Source organism: Trueperella pecoris (assembly GCF_014926385.1).
GTDB lineage: Bacteria > Actinomycetota > Actinomycetes > Actinomycetales > Actinomycetaceae > Trueperella > Trueperella pecoris.
This window is the reverse complement of the sequence record NZ_CP053291.1, coordinates 1,706,525-1,722,847: the sequence shown is the minus strand read 5'-3', so window position 1 is coordinate 1,722,847 and position 16,323 is coordinate 1,706,525. Positions and strand designations below refer to the sequence as shown.

Sequence of the window (16,323 nt, the reverse complement as noted above, 5' to 3'; positions counted from 1 at the left end):
CGCGTCTCCCTGATGGTTGACGGCCTTGTGTGATCAGCACGCGGCACCTGTAGGTCGCGGAACCGTCGTGGCCACTCAGATTCCACAGCCGCCTAGAGCACTCGCAGAGTGTCTTAGGCCCCTTCGAAGAACATCAGCGGTAGACTTAAGGCCGAAGTCTCGAGGTACGCGACGGATGCCTCCGGAGGTACTTCCAGACTAAAAATCGGGCGAGTAAATGTCGTTGCCCTAGTTTTGGTGCCCTTTTGGTGCTCTTTTTCTAAAGGAGGTTGTGATGAGCCAGTTGTGCTTCGCGACCTTCGCCCGTGCCCTACAGAAGGTGCTGATCCAGCCAGCCGCGAACTACAGCACGCCGACTCGCAAGGGTGACAAGCAGCCTTCGACGGCGCGCCCAAAGATGACCTCAACTGACGCCTACATCGTGGAGGTGCTCTTGCGCTGGATTCAGGACTTCGCCCCGGTTGCGGACAAGGATGGGTGGGACGTGTGGCGCACACCCAAGACGGTCAGTGGGCTGCTCAGGCAGGACATCGAGCTGCACACCGGCTTCGGGCCCGTTCTGAAGCAACCTGGACTACGTGGGGCTGCACGTGAAGCGTTCAGCAAGATCGCCCAAGATATTGCGCCAATGCGCGAGATTGACTTCAAGACCGAGCTGATCGAACTCATCAAAGATGATCCCGAGGTCAGCGCCGATGCAGCTGAAGATCTGCTGTACATCGCAGACAAAGATGACGGTTCGTTTTACGCTGATACGTTTATCTCAGCTATCTCAAGGCCGAATAAGAAACGAGCCGGTATCGGATCGATCACTGAAGCAGATGTCGTGCTTGCGGCCCGCAATGGAGACTTGTGTCCTGTCTGCCGCAAAGAGCGACTGGTGAAGACCGTTAAAGGTGAACGGCGACCATTCTTCGAGATTGTCTCCTTCACCATTGACGACGAAAGCTCTGAAACTGACCGGGAAGCAGTGTGTGTCAAGTGCGCCAAACTCGTCCCCGCCAATGACACGTTGCTTGAAGTACCTGATGTCATAAACAAACTCCGAGACATTCGAAATCGCAGGATCGCTGCAACAGCCCTTCAGGACACCGCGTTCGATTCACAACTCCACCCGGCGATCGTCTCTGTCATCGAAACGCTTGGGGAACGCATCGTCAATAGAGCTATCCCGGAGCTAACGTTGGATGCGGTGCGAGTCGCTGAAAAGGTCAAGCCCGAGTACTTTGAGCTCGCCGAGCGGATCAAGATCCACGTCTTGCAGTGGTACCGCATCATCGAGCAAGAGTTCCACGCACTCGAAGGCGGCAGGGGTCGCAGCCGATTCGACGCGATCGCCGGGCAAGTCGCCGACTTCTACGACCAGGCATCCCAGCACACTGATGACCAGCAAGCGATATTCGATCAAGTTGCTGATTGGATCCACGCCAACTCCGACTCGACGAATCTCAGCGCGTCGATCATCGTTGCGTGCTTTTTCGTTCAAAACTGCGAGGTGTTCGATGCGACTGCCTAGCAAAGTCACCCCCTATTCGCAGTCCACGCTGAGCCAGTTCCCGCCGATCCTGAAGCATCTGTCCGAGCAGGATCTCAGTCCCGCTGCCTTATACAAGAAGGTCAAATCGAAGTTCGCCGACGTGGACGAGTTCGCCGACGCCTTGGACTGCTTATTCGCACTCGGCCAGATCGAGCTGCTCTACCCGGAGGAGGTACTCCACTATGTTGGTCGAGTTCGACAGTGACGCGTTCTTTCACGACGAACAACGCCCTGGCCCGCTGCGCTTGAGCGAGGGGCTGAACACAGTGCTCGGTACTGAAAACACCGAGAACTCCATCGGCAAATCCACCACGCTTTTGGCCATCGACTTCTGCTTCGGCGGTTCTGACTACGTCGACAAAGCCAAAGACGTCATCAAGAACATCGGCCATCACGAGATTCGCTTCGCGTTCCTCCTCGGCGGAGAGACTCACTGCTTTCGGCGAGCCACCGACACGCCGACAGCGATCACCCTCTGCGATAAGAACTACCGCCCGCTGCGCACCATGACACTCGACGACTTCAAGACCTTTGTCGGCACCCAGTATGGACTTCAAGATACTGGCATCAGTCTCCGTCAAGCAGTCAGCAACTTCTTCCGGATCTGGCAACGCAAGAACTCCGATGTCGACCACCCACTCCTTGCGCACCCCCGAGACACCCAGGCAGACGGCGTCAAGCGTCTACTGATGCTGTTCGATGAGTACACCAAGCTTCAAGGCTTCATGACTGCTAAGGATGAGACTGCTCGAGAGCTTGACCTGTTCCATGCAGCCGGGCGGTACTACGATTTCCCCCGGGCAAGGAACATCACCGAGGTCAATAACAACACCCAGCGAATCGAAGACCTCCAGACCGAACGCGACCAAGCAGGAATCCGCGCAGGATTGACTGCTAAGGACTACACCTCAGCCCAACAGGCAGCCATCAACGAGGTGCAGGCAGAACGCGAGCCCTTGCTGCGGCGCTTCAACCAGCTCGGTCGACAAATCAACGCCATGCGACGGGCCAAGGGCATCTCATCCGACGTCAGCCTGACCAAGAAGTTCGATGCGCTGCGCGAATTCTTCCCAGAGGCAAATATCGAACACATCGAAAACATCGAACACTTCCACCGCAGCATCCGTCAGGTTCTAGACGCCGAGTTCAAAGCAGAAACCAAGCAGTTGGAAGAAGAACGTGGGCGAATTCAGCAGCGCCTAGGACAACTCAACTCCCGGCTCGAGGAGCTTTCCGTCGCACCAACCGCAACCCAGGCCGATATCCGCGCCTACAGCGAACTAGACCGACAGATCCGGTCCCTCGCCAACGCGAACAAGGCCTTCCTCGAAGAGCAGCGACTCATGGCATCCAAAAAGGAAGCCGCCGAGGCGCTCGCTAGAGAATCCACGTCGATCCTGCAGGGCATCGAAGACCAGCTCAACACTGTCATGCAGCGTATCGACGGGGAGATCACCGGCGAAGAGCGAACCCCGCCAAGCATTAAGATCCCCGAAGTCGGCAAGTATTCCTACGAGATCGAGAACGACTCCGGCACCGGCTCCACCCAGCGCGGGCTGATCTCATTCGACCTGGCGATGCTGGAGACGACCCTGCTTCCCGCAGTTGCCCACGATTCGATGCTCGTTCAGCCCATCGAAGACCAGGCATTCGACGGCATCGCGAAAGTTTACGCGCGCCAGCGCAAACAAATCTTCCTCGCGATCGACAAGATCAGCCGCTACTCCGAGGAGACACGGCAGATCCTGACCGAGTCTGCATTCGTCCACCTCGAGTCCGGCAGAGAACTGTTCGGCCGTTCACGGAGCAAAAAGAAGAAGAGGAAGGTCGCCGACAGTGAGTAAACGGATCGAGTTTGACCTCCACGTCAAGCCCTCCTACAAGCCCTTGTGGAAGCTGCTCGTGGACAAGGACAAGTTAAAGCAAGACCTCCGGGAGGAAGCCAAGCTCTCATCCACATCGATGGCTCGCCTCAACAACGGAGACAACGTCACCACCGACGTGCTCCTGCGGATCTGCCAAGTCCTCGACTGCCAGATCGGCGACATAGTCGAAGTCATACCTGCAAATGAAAAGAAAGAAGAAGACGCATGAGCCAACTGGGGTCCTTCATCTGGGGTACAGCCGACGTTCTGCGAGGGCCGTATAAGGCCAGCCAGTACGGCAACGTCATCTTACCCATGACGATCCTGCGCCGTCTCGACTGCGTCCTGGCAGACCACCAGGCCACGATCGAACCGCTGGTGGAGCGCTTCAGCAACAACCCCGAACTGCTGGCCGCGCAGGTACAGCGGGCTACTGGACTGCCGTTCTACAACACCAGTCCATGGACTCTGCGGTCACTGCTGGGTGATCCAAAGGGACTCGAGGCGAACCTGAAGCAGTACGTCAACGGCTTCTCGGACAACATGGACGTCTTCGAACGGTTCAAGCTCGCCGACGAAATCAGCACCATGGCGGAGAAGAACATCCTCTACATCGTCGTCGAGCGGTTCGCCAACATCGACCTGCACCCCAAGACAGTCACGAACGCTGAGATGGGTGACCTGTACGAGTACCTGATCCGTACGTTCAACGAGTCCTCCAACGAGGCACCTGGTGAGCACTTCACTCCACGCGACGCTATCCGCCTGCTCGTCGATCTCGTCTTTGCTGGTGACGATGAGGCGCTCAGTACGCCGGGTACGATCCGGTCGATCTATGATCCTACGGTCGGCACCGGGGGGATGCTTTCCATCGCAGAAGAGCACTTGACGGGCAGTAATGACAAACCAGGCCTTAACCCGCAGGCACAGCTTCGGCTCTATGGGCAGGAGTGGAACGACCACTCCTACGCGGTATGTAAGTCTGACCTGCTGATCAAGGGCTACGATTCCAGCAACATCCAGCTCGGTGACACGCTTGCCGACGATAAGTTTGCCGGGCAGACGTTCGACTACTGCATGTCGAATCCACCGTACGGGGACGACTGGAAAGCCAGTCAGGCAGCCGTGATGGAGGATCTCAAAGAACTCGGCAGTGCCTCTCGATTCTATGCTGGTAGTGACAAGCCCAAACAGAATGTGCCCGCCGTCAGCGACGGGCAGATGCTGTTCCTCCAGCACGTGGTTAGCAAGCTACGTCCCAAGGTCAAGGGTGGGGGCCGTGGCGGCATCGTCATGAACGGTTCACCTCTGTTCAACGGCGGTGCAGAGTCCGGCCCCTCGAACATCCGTAAGTGGCTCCTCGAGCACGACCTCGTCGACGCGATCGTCGCACTGCCGACCGACATGTTCTACAACACCGGCATCGCCACCTACATCTGGATCGTCGATAACAACAAGCCCGAAGAACGCCAAGGCAAAGTGCAGCTCATCGACGGAACCGAGTTCTATGCCAAGATGCGCAAGAAGCTTGGCGACAAGGGTCGTGAACTCACCGAAGCTAACCGAGCAACGATCGTGCGCCTGTATGCCGACTACGTGGAGACAGAGCACTGCAAGATCGTCCCCATCGACGAGTTCGCATACTGGCAGATAACCGTCGAACGCCCCCAACGCGACAGCGAAGGCGAGATCGTAACGAACGCTCGGGGCAAGAAGCAGCCCGACGCGAGCCTGCGCGACACCGAACGCGTCCCGTTCACCTACAACGGCAACAGCCGCGCCGACGAAGGACGCAACGAAACCATCAAGGCCTACTTTGATGCCGAAGTGCAGCCCTACGTGCCCGACGCCTGGATCGACGAGAAGAAAACCAAGATCGGCTACGAGATCCCCTTCACCCGCCACTTCTACCGCTACCAGCCACCCCGCCCACTCGAAGAGATCGACACCGAACTCCACCAAGTCACCCAAGAAATCCTGGCGCTACTTAGCGAGGTGACGGACTGATGCTCAAATTCAGAGGTGGTCTCCTCCCAGCATGGTTTGGCGCGGTACCCCCCGGCAACGCCCAACAGATCCTGCCGATCGGATACCTATTCGATAAGTACCGACACATTCCAGGTGCAGGTAAGGCAGATTCATATCAACGCCTTTCTCTAACAATGAACGGTGTACTGCCGAGATCACGAGAAGCGACCGACGGCCTCCAGCCAGAATCTTTTGACTCGTATCAGTTGTTGAAGCCTGGCCATCTCGTATTCAAGCTGATTGACCTGCAGAACGTCTCAACAAGCCGAGTCGGTTTGTCAGAAGACGAAGGCCTCGTAAGTCCTGCATATATCGTGGTTCAGCCGTCCAAGGAGGTCTTGCCACGCTACGCATACTGGTACTTCATGGATCTCTACTTTCGACAGGTCTTCAATAACCTGGGTGAAGACGGGGTCCGAGCATCTCTCGGATGGGAAAGCCTGAAGGAATTGCCGTTCCGACTACGTTCAATTGAACAGCAGGAGCGGATCGTCCAGTATCTCGATGCTGAGACGGCGAAGATCGACCACCTCATCGCCAAACAACGCGAGTTGATCGATCTCACCACGTCTCGTTTGCAGCTCTGGCGCGAGCATGCTTTTTGGGGCGGAGCGACGACCGATCCTTTTCTGAACCCGCCCGATGGGTGGGAGCTTCTACGGAATCGTCACATCCTGGAGCACGTGGAAGGGCGAAGTGATACTGGCGAAGAGGAGATGCTCTCCGTCAGTCACATCACTGGTGTTACTCCGCGTTCCATGAAGAACGTGACCATGTTCGAAGCGGAATCAACCGTCGGATACAGGCTAGTTGCAAAAGACGATCTGGTCATCAACACGATGTGGGCGTGGATGGGCGCCCTCGGCGTTTCCCGATATGAGGGACTAGTGAGCCCCTCGTACAACGTATACAGGTTCCGCGATCCAGATGCAGTCAACCCCATGTACTTTGATTGCATGTATCGAACGGCAGCCTATGTCAGCCTCATGAAGGCAAATTCACGCGGCATTTGGGAATCGCGCTTGAGGCTTTATCCAGAGGTATTTCTGCGGCTTACGTCGTTGGTGCCCTCCAAAGACGTACAGGAGCGACTAGTGAGCGAGAACCGTGAGCGAACGGCAGAAGCTGAAAGACTGATTGACAGGTGCAGCCAAGCGATCCAACTGCTGCAGGAGCGTCGTTCTGCGTTGGTTACTGCTGCGGTGACGGGGCAGATTGAGGTATAGGGAAAAGATCATGGGTGTTCAGCATGAGAAGAGTTTCGAGACCGAGATCTGTGAGTACCTCGGTGCACACGGTTGGCTGTACGAAGAGGGTTTCTCTGGCTATGACCAGGAACTTGCTTTAATTCCGGAGGATGTGTTCGCCTGGTTACAGGCGACGCAGCCAGAGCAGTGGGCGCGGGTTGTTCCCGAGGACGCCTCACCGGTGGAGGCGGAACTGGCTAAGCGTCTGCTGCTGGATCGCCTGGTCAAGGAGCTCGATCAGCCGCTCGAGCACGGAGGTGGTCTGCTCGCGGTGCTGCGTGGTGGGTTCAGGAAGACACCCGCGAAGTTCAGCATGTGCGCGTTCAAGCCAGCAACGTCGATGAACCCGGAAGCACAACAGCACTATGAAACAAACCGTCTTCGTGTGGTGCGCCAGGTGCATCATTCGAAGAAGCGCCCGCAGGATTCACTTGATCTGGTGTTTTTCGTTAACGGCCTACCGGTAGCGACGGCGGAGTTGAAGACGGACAACACGCAGTCGATTGGTGACGCGGTGCGCCAGTACCGTAAGGACCGCCTGCCGCAGGGGGAGCCGTTGCTGAAGTTCGGCTCGCGTGCGTTGGTGCATTTCGCGGTCTCTACCGATGAGATTCAGATGACGACCAAGCTTGATGGTGCGAACACGGTGTTCTTGCCGTTCAACCTCGGAAGCGACGGTGGCGCAGGTAACCCGGTCAACCCAAAAGGTGCCGCTACGTCATACCTATGGGAGCGGGTGCTGCAGCGTGACAACTGGCTGCAGATTCTTGAGCATTTCGTGAACCTGCAGATCACCGAGAAGGTCGATCCCATCACCGGTGAACGCGCGCGCACCAAGCAGATCATCTTCCCACGTTTCCACCAGTGGGAGGCCGTCACCAGACTGCTAGACACGACGAGAGTCGAGGGGGCGGGTAGCAAGTACCTGATCCAGCATTCTGCGGGCTCGGGTAAGACGAACTCAATCGCGTGGCTCGCACACGGGCTGGCGAACTTGCACAACAGCGATAATTCGAAGACCTTCGACTCGGTCATCGTCGTTACCGACCGCACGGTGCTCGATGACCAGCTCCAAAAAGCCATCAGAGCAATTGAGGGAACGAAGGGTGTGGTCGGAACGATCAATGCTGACGAGGTGCGCAAGGCCTCCGCCTCATCCAAGTCCGCATTGCTGGCCAAGGAACTCACGAGTGGCAAGCTCATCATCATCGTTACTCTGCAGACATTTCCGTTCGTCCTCGAGGCGCTTGCCCAACAGGGCGGACTCGCTGATCGGAAGTTCGCGGTGATCGCGGACGAAGCGCACTCCTCTCAGACAGGTACGAGCGCACAGAAGCTACGCCAAGTTCTTTCGCAAGTCGAGGTCGAGGCCCTCGAAGACGGCGGTGAGGTGAGCGTGGAGGACGTGCTTGCCGCTGAGATGGCAGCTCGCGCGACTGCTCAGAACATCTCGTTCTATGCTTTCACCGCAACCCCGAAGGGCAAAACTCTAGAAATGTTCGGCCGTCCCGGGGCCGACGGTAATCCGACACCGTTCCACGTGTACACGATGCAGCAAGCCATCGAGGAGGGTTTCATTCTCGACGTTCTGCGTAACTACACTACCTACAAGACCGCCTTCCAGCTCGCTCAGAAGACTGGCGACGCTACGGGTGGGGATGAGCTGGTGGATGAGGGCACCGCGAAGAAGGGCCTCATGCGGTGGGTGAGTCTGCACCCTACGAATATCGCCCAGAAGGTGCAGATCATCGTTGAGCACTTCCGTGAGAACGTCGCCCACCTCCTCGATGGGCACGCTAAGGCGATGGTGGTGACCTCGAGTCGTGCCGCTGCGCTGAAGTACAAGATGGCGATCGATTCCTACATCGAGAAACACGACTACCAACTCGGAACCCTCGTTGCGTTTTCCGGGAGCCTGACTTCTGAGCAGATCGACGACGTCGTACCCGGTGTGCAGGAGCCGTACACAGAAGCGAATATGAATCATGACCTGCGCGGGCGGGGGATTCCGCAGGCCTTCGCGGGCGATCAGTTCCAGGTCTTAATCGTTGCCAACAAGTATCAGACAGGCTTTGACCAACCACTACTGTGCGCGATGTACGTCGACAAGCGTCTCGACGGGATCGAGGCCGTCCAAACCCTCTCGCGCCTGAACCGCACTCTCCCCGCCAGGGGCAAGGACACGACGTTCATCATCGACTTCGTTAACGACGCTGACACGATCCTCGAGGCGTTTCTGCCGTACTACCGAACCGCCGAGATCATCGAGACCACCGATCCCGACCTCGTACACGATCTCTCGCGCAAGCTTGAGACCGCCGGGATCTACAACAGCGACGACGTGGATGAGTTCGCGCAAGCATTCATTATCGATAAGGCGCACGGGAAACACACCGCACCGTTGAAGCGCGCGGCCGACCGGTTCAATGACCGCTACGTCGCGGCAGTGCTGGACAAGAGTAAGGCCGAGGTCGATGAGCTCGACTTGTTCCGTAAGGACGTCGGCTCCTTTGTGAGGCTCTATGACTTCCTCTCCCAGATCGTCGACTACCAGGACACCGACCTGGAGAAGCTCGCACTGTTCCTCCGGCTGCTTCGTCCGCGGCTTACTGGGCGCACGACTCCAGAGGAGCTGGACTTCAGCAGTATTGAGCTGACCCACATCAAGCAGACTCGCAAGAGTGAAGGAGCGATTCCACTAGTCGGCGAAGGCGAGAAGCTCAAGCCGATGGGCGTCGGCGGCGGCCACTCGCGCGACCCACACATGGTCGCGTGGGTAGAAATCCTCGGCAACATTAATGCACTGTTTGAGGACGAGGACTTCGACCCCGACTCGGTTCAGTCGTGGGTGCAGGGCGTGGTCACGATCCTCGTGCAGAACGAAGCCATCAAGGATCAGGTCAACGCCAACACGAAGGAGCAGTTCCGGGAGTCCCAGACGATGGAGAAGGCGGTCACCGACGCCGTACTCGACCATCAGGACACCCAGAACTCCATCTTGGAGAAGTTCTTCGAGAGCCCGCACCGCCGAGGCCAGATCATCAAGGAGATCTCCGACCTCGTCTACTGGGAGCTGCGTCACCAAGTCAACATGGACAAGATGGGCGAAGACACCCCGGAGGGCCCCGAGCAGCCCTAACTATTGCTGCGCGCGGAATCCAGACTGGTTCACTCCGCCACTAACGCCAGTCGGGGCCGCGCTCTATGCCTTCCTCTGCGGCGTAACCTGCACTCGCGAAAGCCACTTAGTTTGCGCGAAATCCCTAGTCACCAGGGGTATCCGCGCTCCGAGTAGCACCCGCCGCTAAGCGGGGTCTTGTATCCATCGTGGCTTCTTGTGCGAACCGTTCCTCGGCACGGGCACGTTCGTCACGCGTCTGCTGCAGAGTGGAATCATCCCGGCTGAGAAGCTCGAGCACAAGTATCTGCACGAAATTTTCGCCAACGAAATCGTCTTGCTCAGCTACTACATCGCCAGTATTAACATCGAGCAGGTTTATCACGAGATTCGTAAGGAACAGGGATTCCCAGACGAGTATGTGGAGTTCCCGGGGATCACGCTCACGGACACCTTCCAGCTACGCGAGGAAGAAACTCCTATGGAGGGTCTAGGCGATTTCCAGCCGAACATTGAGCGTATTCAGCGTCAGCAGGAAGCCCCGATCCGGGTTGTGGTGATGAACCCGCCATATTCAGCAGGGCAAGATTCGGCGAATGATGACAACCAGAACCTCAAGTACGCGAAGCTTGATGCGAGAATTGCTGCAACATACGCCGAACGCTCGACTGCAACGAATAAGAATTCTCTTTATGATTCCTATTTCCGAGCCCTTCGTTGGGCAACGGATCGTATCGGGGAAGAAGGCGTGATCGCTTTTGTCTCCAACTCGAGCTTTATTGACGGTAATACCGCTGACGGCGTACGGCTGACTTGGCAAGAGGAATTTTCTGACATCTACGTCTATAACCTTCGCGGAGCCGTACGCGGGAAAATGGGCGATGTCGCAGCTCGAGAAGGCGGAAATGTTTTCCAGATTATGACCGGTGTGGCTATTACGTTGCTGGTCAAAACTAGCCATAAACGCCGCCGTACGAACGTGATGTTTGCGGAGACGCCGGATTACCTCTCGCACAGGGAAAAGCTGGACGTCTTGGAAGCCGAGAAAAGCGTGTTAGGTACCGAGTTCGCCAGGATTTCACCCAACGAGCATGGGGATTGGCTTAATCAACGCGATGAGAAGTACCTTGAGTATCAAGCGATTGGAGATGGAAAGACAAAAGGAAAGCCTGAAACGCCAGCGATTTTTTTGATGTATTCTGCCGGTCTTCAAACGAATCGAGATGCGTGGGTTTATAACTTCTCACGGCGAGCAGTTGAGACGAATATGCGTAATATGATTGCGAATTACAATGCTCAAGTGTCATCCGGTGTGAAGAGTATGGATGCCACGAAAGTCTCATGGTCAAGTTCTCTGGATACGCATTTCAATAAAAGAAAGACTTTCATATTTAACCCCGAACAGGTGCAGATGGCGATCTATCGACCATTTTGCAAGCAACCTGTCTATTTTGATCGCCATTTGAATCATCGCCCTTATCAGCTTCCGCAGATTTTCCCCACTCAGGGCCACCCGAATCTTTCAATGGCACTGACAGGTCCAGGCTCAGCTAAAGAATTCGCAACTTTCATGCACGAAGACCTTCCAGATCTACACATGCTCGGTGCGGGGGTGTCAACCCAAATTTTCTCCCTTTATACGTGGCACCCCGTTTCGGACGAGTATGGATTTGATCTTGCCGGGCTGACGGAATACCCAGATGCTCCAACTGAGTTCTCCGGAACCTTTGACTTCAACCGTCCCATCGGTTCGCAGGTGCCGCTGGAGGTAGGAGGCTATCGACGTCGCGACAACATCACGGACGCGACGTTGGTTGCCTACCGCTCTCACTACAGCGACGGTAGGAACCCTCGTGGAGAACGAATTAGTAAGGAAGACATCTTTTTCTACGTCTACGCCCTTCTACATCACCCGGAGTACCGCGAAAAGTATGCGGCCGATTTGAAGAAGATGCTGCCGCGCATCCCGAAGGTCTCTGACTTCTGGAGCTACGTCAACGTAGGCCGTGAGCTTGCGGAGCTGCACGTCAACTATGAAACCGTGGAACCGTATCCTGGGGTGGAAGAAGAATGGTCGATGATTCTGCCCGACGATGAGTGGCAGAAGTACCGCGTAGAGAAAATGAAGTGGGCCAAGTTGCCTTCTTCCGCAGTCAATAAGCGCCAGAAAGATAAGAATGATTACTCGACTTTGATCTACAACGCTTATCTGCAATTCACGGGTATCCCGGTGGAGGCGAATGAATACAAGATCGGCGGGCGTAGCCCGCTCGAGTGGGTGGTGGATCGTTACAAGATCACCACGCACAAGGCGTCGCAGATCGTCAACGACCCGAACGATTACTGCCGCGAGATCAACGACCCGGCGTACATCGCTAATCTGGTTCCGCGTCTGGTGACGGTCTCGATGCGTACGCAGGCGCTCGTGGCCTCCCTCCCGGAACTTGTCATTGAGGAATAATGTGCTGTTGTCGCGGGTTACTAGCTTTCAACGTGCCTGCGACAGCGCTGCAGAGTGTATGAGCATACATTGGGTATGCGGTCTGGGTGAGAGTATTCATTTTTGCTTGATTTTCCTTCTGGATCCTACGGTATCCTTGCTTTTGAGGAGTGGCTTGCAAGAAAAATAGCAGGGGGCGTCATGGTTGGTAACGGGCAACACGTTGCTGCGATGGTGCGTAGCTACGCCTCTGGAGATGACGCTAACTTCTACTCAGTCGCTCTTCAAGTGGCTGCTCGTGAAGCTAAAGCTGGGCATCACGTACTTGCCAACGACATCAAGAAGGCCGTTGACGATTCTCGTGAACGCGCTCGTGCTAACACGGTCACCACGCTGGTGCAGCCTCGTGGTGAACTCGCTGAGCTCGTTGAGGCAACTTACCCCGATGTTCGCTTGCGTGAGCTCGTGGCTCCTGATGAACTTCGAGCACAAATTAAGCAGGTTCTTGCCGAACAACGTCAGCGGCTAAACCTACTCGAGTATGGTTTTACTCCGGCACATCGGTTACTTCTGGAAGGGCCTCCAGGAACGGGTAAAACTATGACTGCCGCCGTGCTTGCGACTGAACTTTCGCTACCGATGTTTACGGTGAGGCTGGATAGCCTTATGAGTAAATTCATGGGTGAGACCGCCAGTAAGCTTCGCCTAGTTTTTGACTCAGTTGCTCAACGACGTGCTGTCTACCTGTTCGATGAGTTTGACGCTCTCGGCGCTGATCGTTCCGGGAACGATGTCGGAGAGGCTCGTCGGATCCTGAATTCGTTCCTCGTCTTTTTGGAGGAGGCGAGCCCTGAATCGCTCGTTCTTGCAGCCACCAATCATCGTTCAATTCTTGACAAGGCACTCTTTCGCCGGTTTGACGCCGTCTTAACATACACGTTGCCGGATGCGCGCCAGGCAACCACCGTTATGAAAGCACGCCTTGGCACACTAGCAAGTGGAATCAGCATGGCTGGGCTTGGCGAATATACGGTTGGCCTGAGCCATGCTGAGCTCGTAAAGGCAGCCGAGACCGCAGCGAAAGCAGTGCTGATGCGTGGCGAGAAAAAAGTCCAACGGGAGGATCTCGTTGTGGCACTAACTCTACGTCGAAAGGCAAGTCTTGGCTGAGGTACACCGCAATCTTGATCACCTCTACGTGCGTGGTTTTTCCGAAACAAGGGGCTTCCACCGAGGGGGTGGCGGAGCGGGAAAGCCCCTCCGTAAAGTTGATCGTTGTGCTCATGGGGCGGCGCTGAAGCATTCTGCGGAGAAAGTGTTCGCTACTTTCGATGAAAAAGTTGCAACGGTAGATATTTCCGATGAGGAACTGCGCGCAACGGGCACTATCATCGTGCTTGAAGGAGAAGAATCTAAGTATCCATTGAAGCTCGACTCCCTCAACGGGTTTACGGGCGGGAGAGCAAGCAAGCCAAAGTGGTTGTTGCTATCGGTGCGAGAAGCTCAGAATGGACATCCTGAGACGGCTACCGTTTGGGTATCCGACTCGTATCGTTCGCAGTTTTTGAAACTCTTTGAGGATTACCTCAACGACGAAAAGAACACGCGCACAGGTAGACCAAAGAACGAGGGCCTCGTCGCGAATATCTCGCGTATTCGCACAGCTGTTCTAGAGGATCTATGGACGTCTGAGGGAGAACCGCCGAGATCGGGCAAGCAATGGTGGGCGCTATGGCTCGACGGATCACATGAGCATGTTGAAACTTGGAAAGGATTTGTTGACGCATACGAGCTTAGGGCTCGTCTCAGTAAATATCGTTTTAGCGATCGCCTTATTGTGTGGGTGGAAGCATCATGGGAGCAATTAAAGATACTTCCGGTTACCTCGGTTCCTGTAACCGAAATTCGGCGGGCTCAATTTATTGAGACGGTGGAGGATCTGAGTGACGATGAACAGACCGAGTACATTGACGACCTTTCGCAAAGGATCGTTGTTGCTCCTGACGAAATGCCAGCCGTGTGCCTTTTAGATACGGGTGTTTTTCGTGCCCATGTACTTCTCGAAGGATCTTTATCTGCTGATGACCAGCACTCGATTTACGGTCCTTCTGTAACTGATGCACAGATTCAAGGACACGGTACAGCGATGGCTGGCCTTGCCCTTTTCGGGAATCTTGATCCACTACTCGAGGGATCGAGACGTGTGACGCTTCATCATCGGCTCGAATCAGTGCGAATGTGGCCAAGGGGCGATGAGCAGTGGGTAGAACGGCGTGATTATGGCACTGCCACAGTTGAAGCGGTTAATCGGCCGGAAGCAACGAGTCCTGATCGCAAAAGAGTATTCAGCCTGACATTAAGCGACAAACCGGACGTTCCTGGTCGGCCAACGTTATGGTCGGCTTCAGTTGATGCGCTAGCTGTAGGTACGGAAATTGTTCGAGACAACGACGAACTCCAGCTGTTATCGGAGCCTGATCCCGCATCGGCCCGACTCATTGTGGTCTCCGTTGGAAACGTGCCTAAATACGACTCCGATTACCGTAAGAATTGTCAGAATACCCTCATTCAAGATCCTGGCCAGGCTTGGAATGCCCTTACTGTTGGTGCTTACACCGAACTTACCAATGCCCCATCTGACCCGCAGTACGCTGGTTGGAGGGTCCTAGCAGAATCAGGAGACATCTCGCCACATACGTCAACCTCGTGTCAGTTTGATAAGAACAGATGGCCAATTAAACCGGATATCTGTATGGAGGGTGGCAACGTTTTGACAGACGACGCCGGGATGTTTGAGACAAGGTTACCTTCACTCTCGTTACGCACGACTGGGCGTAAGTCAAATGTTGGTATAACCTCTGCTAACGCTACGAGCGCTGCAACTGCACAGGCCTCCCGGCTGGCGGCTTTAACAATGCAACGGTACCCGTTGTATTGGCCGGAAACAGTGCGAGGTCTCTTGACACACTCGGCAGAGTGGACGGACTCGATGATTCAACAGCTCAAAACAGATCATAGAAAGAGCACACGCCAAGATCTTCTTCGTCAGTTTGGTTGGGGTGTTCCATCGGAAGAAGCTGTGTTGAACTCGGGACGAAATGCAGTCACACTCATTATTCAAGATCACTTCACGCCGTTCAGCGGTGACCGGTACACAATGCGGCAGTTCCGTCTCCACCCGTTGCCTTGGCCAACTGATGTCCTTCAACAGCTCGGGGATAGCGAAGTCCGCCTCCGAGTCACACTGTCATATTTTGTAGAGCCCTCGGCGTCCCGGCGAGGTTGGCGTAACAAGTATCAGTATGCATCCCATGGTCTGCGGTTTGATCTTCAAGGCCGATTGGAGAACCAAGCCGAATTTATCAAACGAATTAATCAGGAGGCCCAGAATGAAGAACATGGGTCGCGACCGAATGAGTCAGGCCGTTGGTTTCTCGGCGCGCAAGGCCGGCATTTAGGCTCTTTGCACCAAGACGACTGGACTGGCGCCGGCGCTGAGTTAGCCCACTGCAATAACGTGGCGGTTTATCCGGTTGGTGGATGGTGGAAAAACAACCGTCGGAAAGATCGTCGCGATCAACCCGTCCGATACGCGCTTTTGATCTCGCTTCAGACGGAGCGGCAGGATGTGGACTTGTATACGCCAATCGCTACTCAGCTTCAAGTTCCGGTTCCGACAGAGATCCCCGCACTATAGCGATTCCGATCTCTGGTCCCATTCATGGGGTAATCCTAACTTGATGAATGCGATCTTGACAGACCTCATCGAAGTCGACGAAGAATAGCTGCGTCGGGACCTAGCGAAATAAGGCGTCAAGCGCGGGATCGGACGCCAGCCTCATGCCTCCGGCGTTTCCGCCTCACCCGCGGCGCCCCGAACCTGCCCTTCATCTCCACGGGTGTGAAAAACTGTAGGTCATAGCTCGGTTCGCCCGGAAAATCTGAGGCTCGTCGCTCTCCGTGTGTTCCCCGCGCCCCGCCGTCGTCGTCGCGAACGCGCCCCTCAACCTCGAGCCGCCGTCGTCACCCACACCTCGGCCGTCGTCGTCACCCACACCTCGGCCGTCGTCGTCGCGAAGCCGTGCACG

The 16,323-nt window shown here is 55.7% G+C and carries 10 protein-coding genes; all 10 read left to right on the top strand.

What is annotated here, in order from left to right; all coding sequences use genetic code 11:
- The first annotated feature begins 274 nt into the window (after nt 1–274).
- The 10 genes from HLG82_RS07940 to HLG82_RS07895 all read left to right on the top strand — a co-directional run bounded on the left by HLG82_RS07940 (nt 275) and on the right by HLG82_RS07895 (nt 15,932).
- Nucleotides 275–1,516, top strand: a complete 1,242-nt coding sequence (locus HLG82_RS07940) for an ABC-three component system protein (RefSeq protein ID WP_193327782.1) — start codon at nt 275–277, stop codon at nt 1,514–1,516.
- On the top strand, nt 1,503–1,742 hold the full coding sequence (locus tag HLG82_RS07935; RefSeq protein ID WP_193326311.1) for an ABC-three component system middle component 7: 240 nt from the start codon (nt 1,503–1,505) through the stop codon (nt 1,740–1,742). Before HLG82_RS07940 ends, HLG82_RS07935 begins: the two co-directional genes overlap by 14 nt.
- On the top strand, nt 1,720–3,381 hold the full coding sequence (locus tag HLG82_RS07930) for a DUF2326 domain-containing protein (protein WP_193326310.1): 1,662 nt from the start codon (nt 1,720–1,722) through the stop codon (nt 3,379–3,381). Before HLG82_RS07935 ends, HLG82_RS07930 begins: the two co-directional genes overlap by 23 nt.
- Complete coding sequence (locus tag HLG82_RS07925; protein ID WP_193326309.1) at nt 3,374–3,631, top strand: helix-turn-helix domain-containing protein; 258 nt, start codon at nt 3,374–3,376, stop codon at nt 3,629–3,631. Before HLG82_RS07930 ends, HLG82_RS07925 begins: the two co-directional genes overlap by 8 nt.
- Complete coding sequence (locus tag HLG82_RS07920; protein ID WP_193326308.1) at nt 3,628–5,409, top strand: type I restriction-modification system subunit M; 1,782 nt, start codon at nt 3,628–3,630, stop codon at nt 5,407–5,409. Before HLG82_RS07925 ends, HLG82_RS07920 begins: the two co-directional genes overlap by 4 nt.
- A gap of 155 nt (nt 5,410–5,564) precedes the next feature.
- Entirely contained in the window at nt 5,565–6,656 is a 1,092-nt protein-coding gene (locus tag HLG82_RS07915; protein WP_193326307.1) for a restriction endonuclease subunit S, read from the top strand.
- A 10-nt stretch (nt 6,657–6,666) separates the two neighbouring features.
- Nucleotides 6,667–9,816, top strand: a complete 3,150-nt coding sequence (locus HLG82_RS07910) for a type I restriction endonuclease subunit R (RefSeq protein ID WP_193326306.1) — start codon at nt 6,667–6,669, stop codon at nt 9,814–9,816.
- Nucleotides 9,817–10,012: 196 nt separating this feature from the next.
- Nucleotides 10,013–12,256 (top strand): type ISP restriction/modification enzyme, encoded by a 2,244-nt coding sequence (locus HLG82_RS07905; RefSeq protein WP_255313870.1) that lies wholly within the window; start codon nt 10,013–10,015, stop codon nt 12,254–12,256.
- Nucleotides 12,257–12,358: 102 nt separating this feature from the next.
- Entirely contained in the window at nt 12,359–13,405 is a 1,047-nt protein-coding gene (locus HLG82_RS07900) for an AAA family ATPase (protein WP_255313869.1), read from the top strand.
- The gene (locus HLG82_RS07895; RefSeq protein ID WP_193326305.1) at nt 13,398–15,932 is read left to right on the top strand and encodes a S8 family peptidase; all 2,535 of its coding nucleotides are present in this window, start codon (nt 13,398–13,400) and stop codon (nt 15,930–15,932) included. The genes HLG82_RS07900 and HLG82_RS07895 overlap by 8 nt, the downstream gene beginning before the upstream one ends.
- Nucleotides 15,933–16,323: the final 391 nt, after the last annotated feature.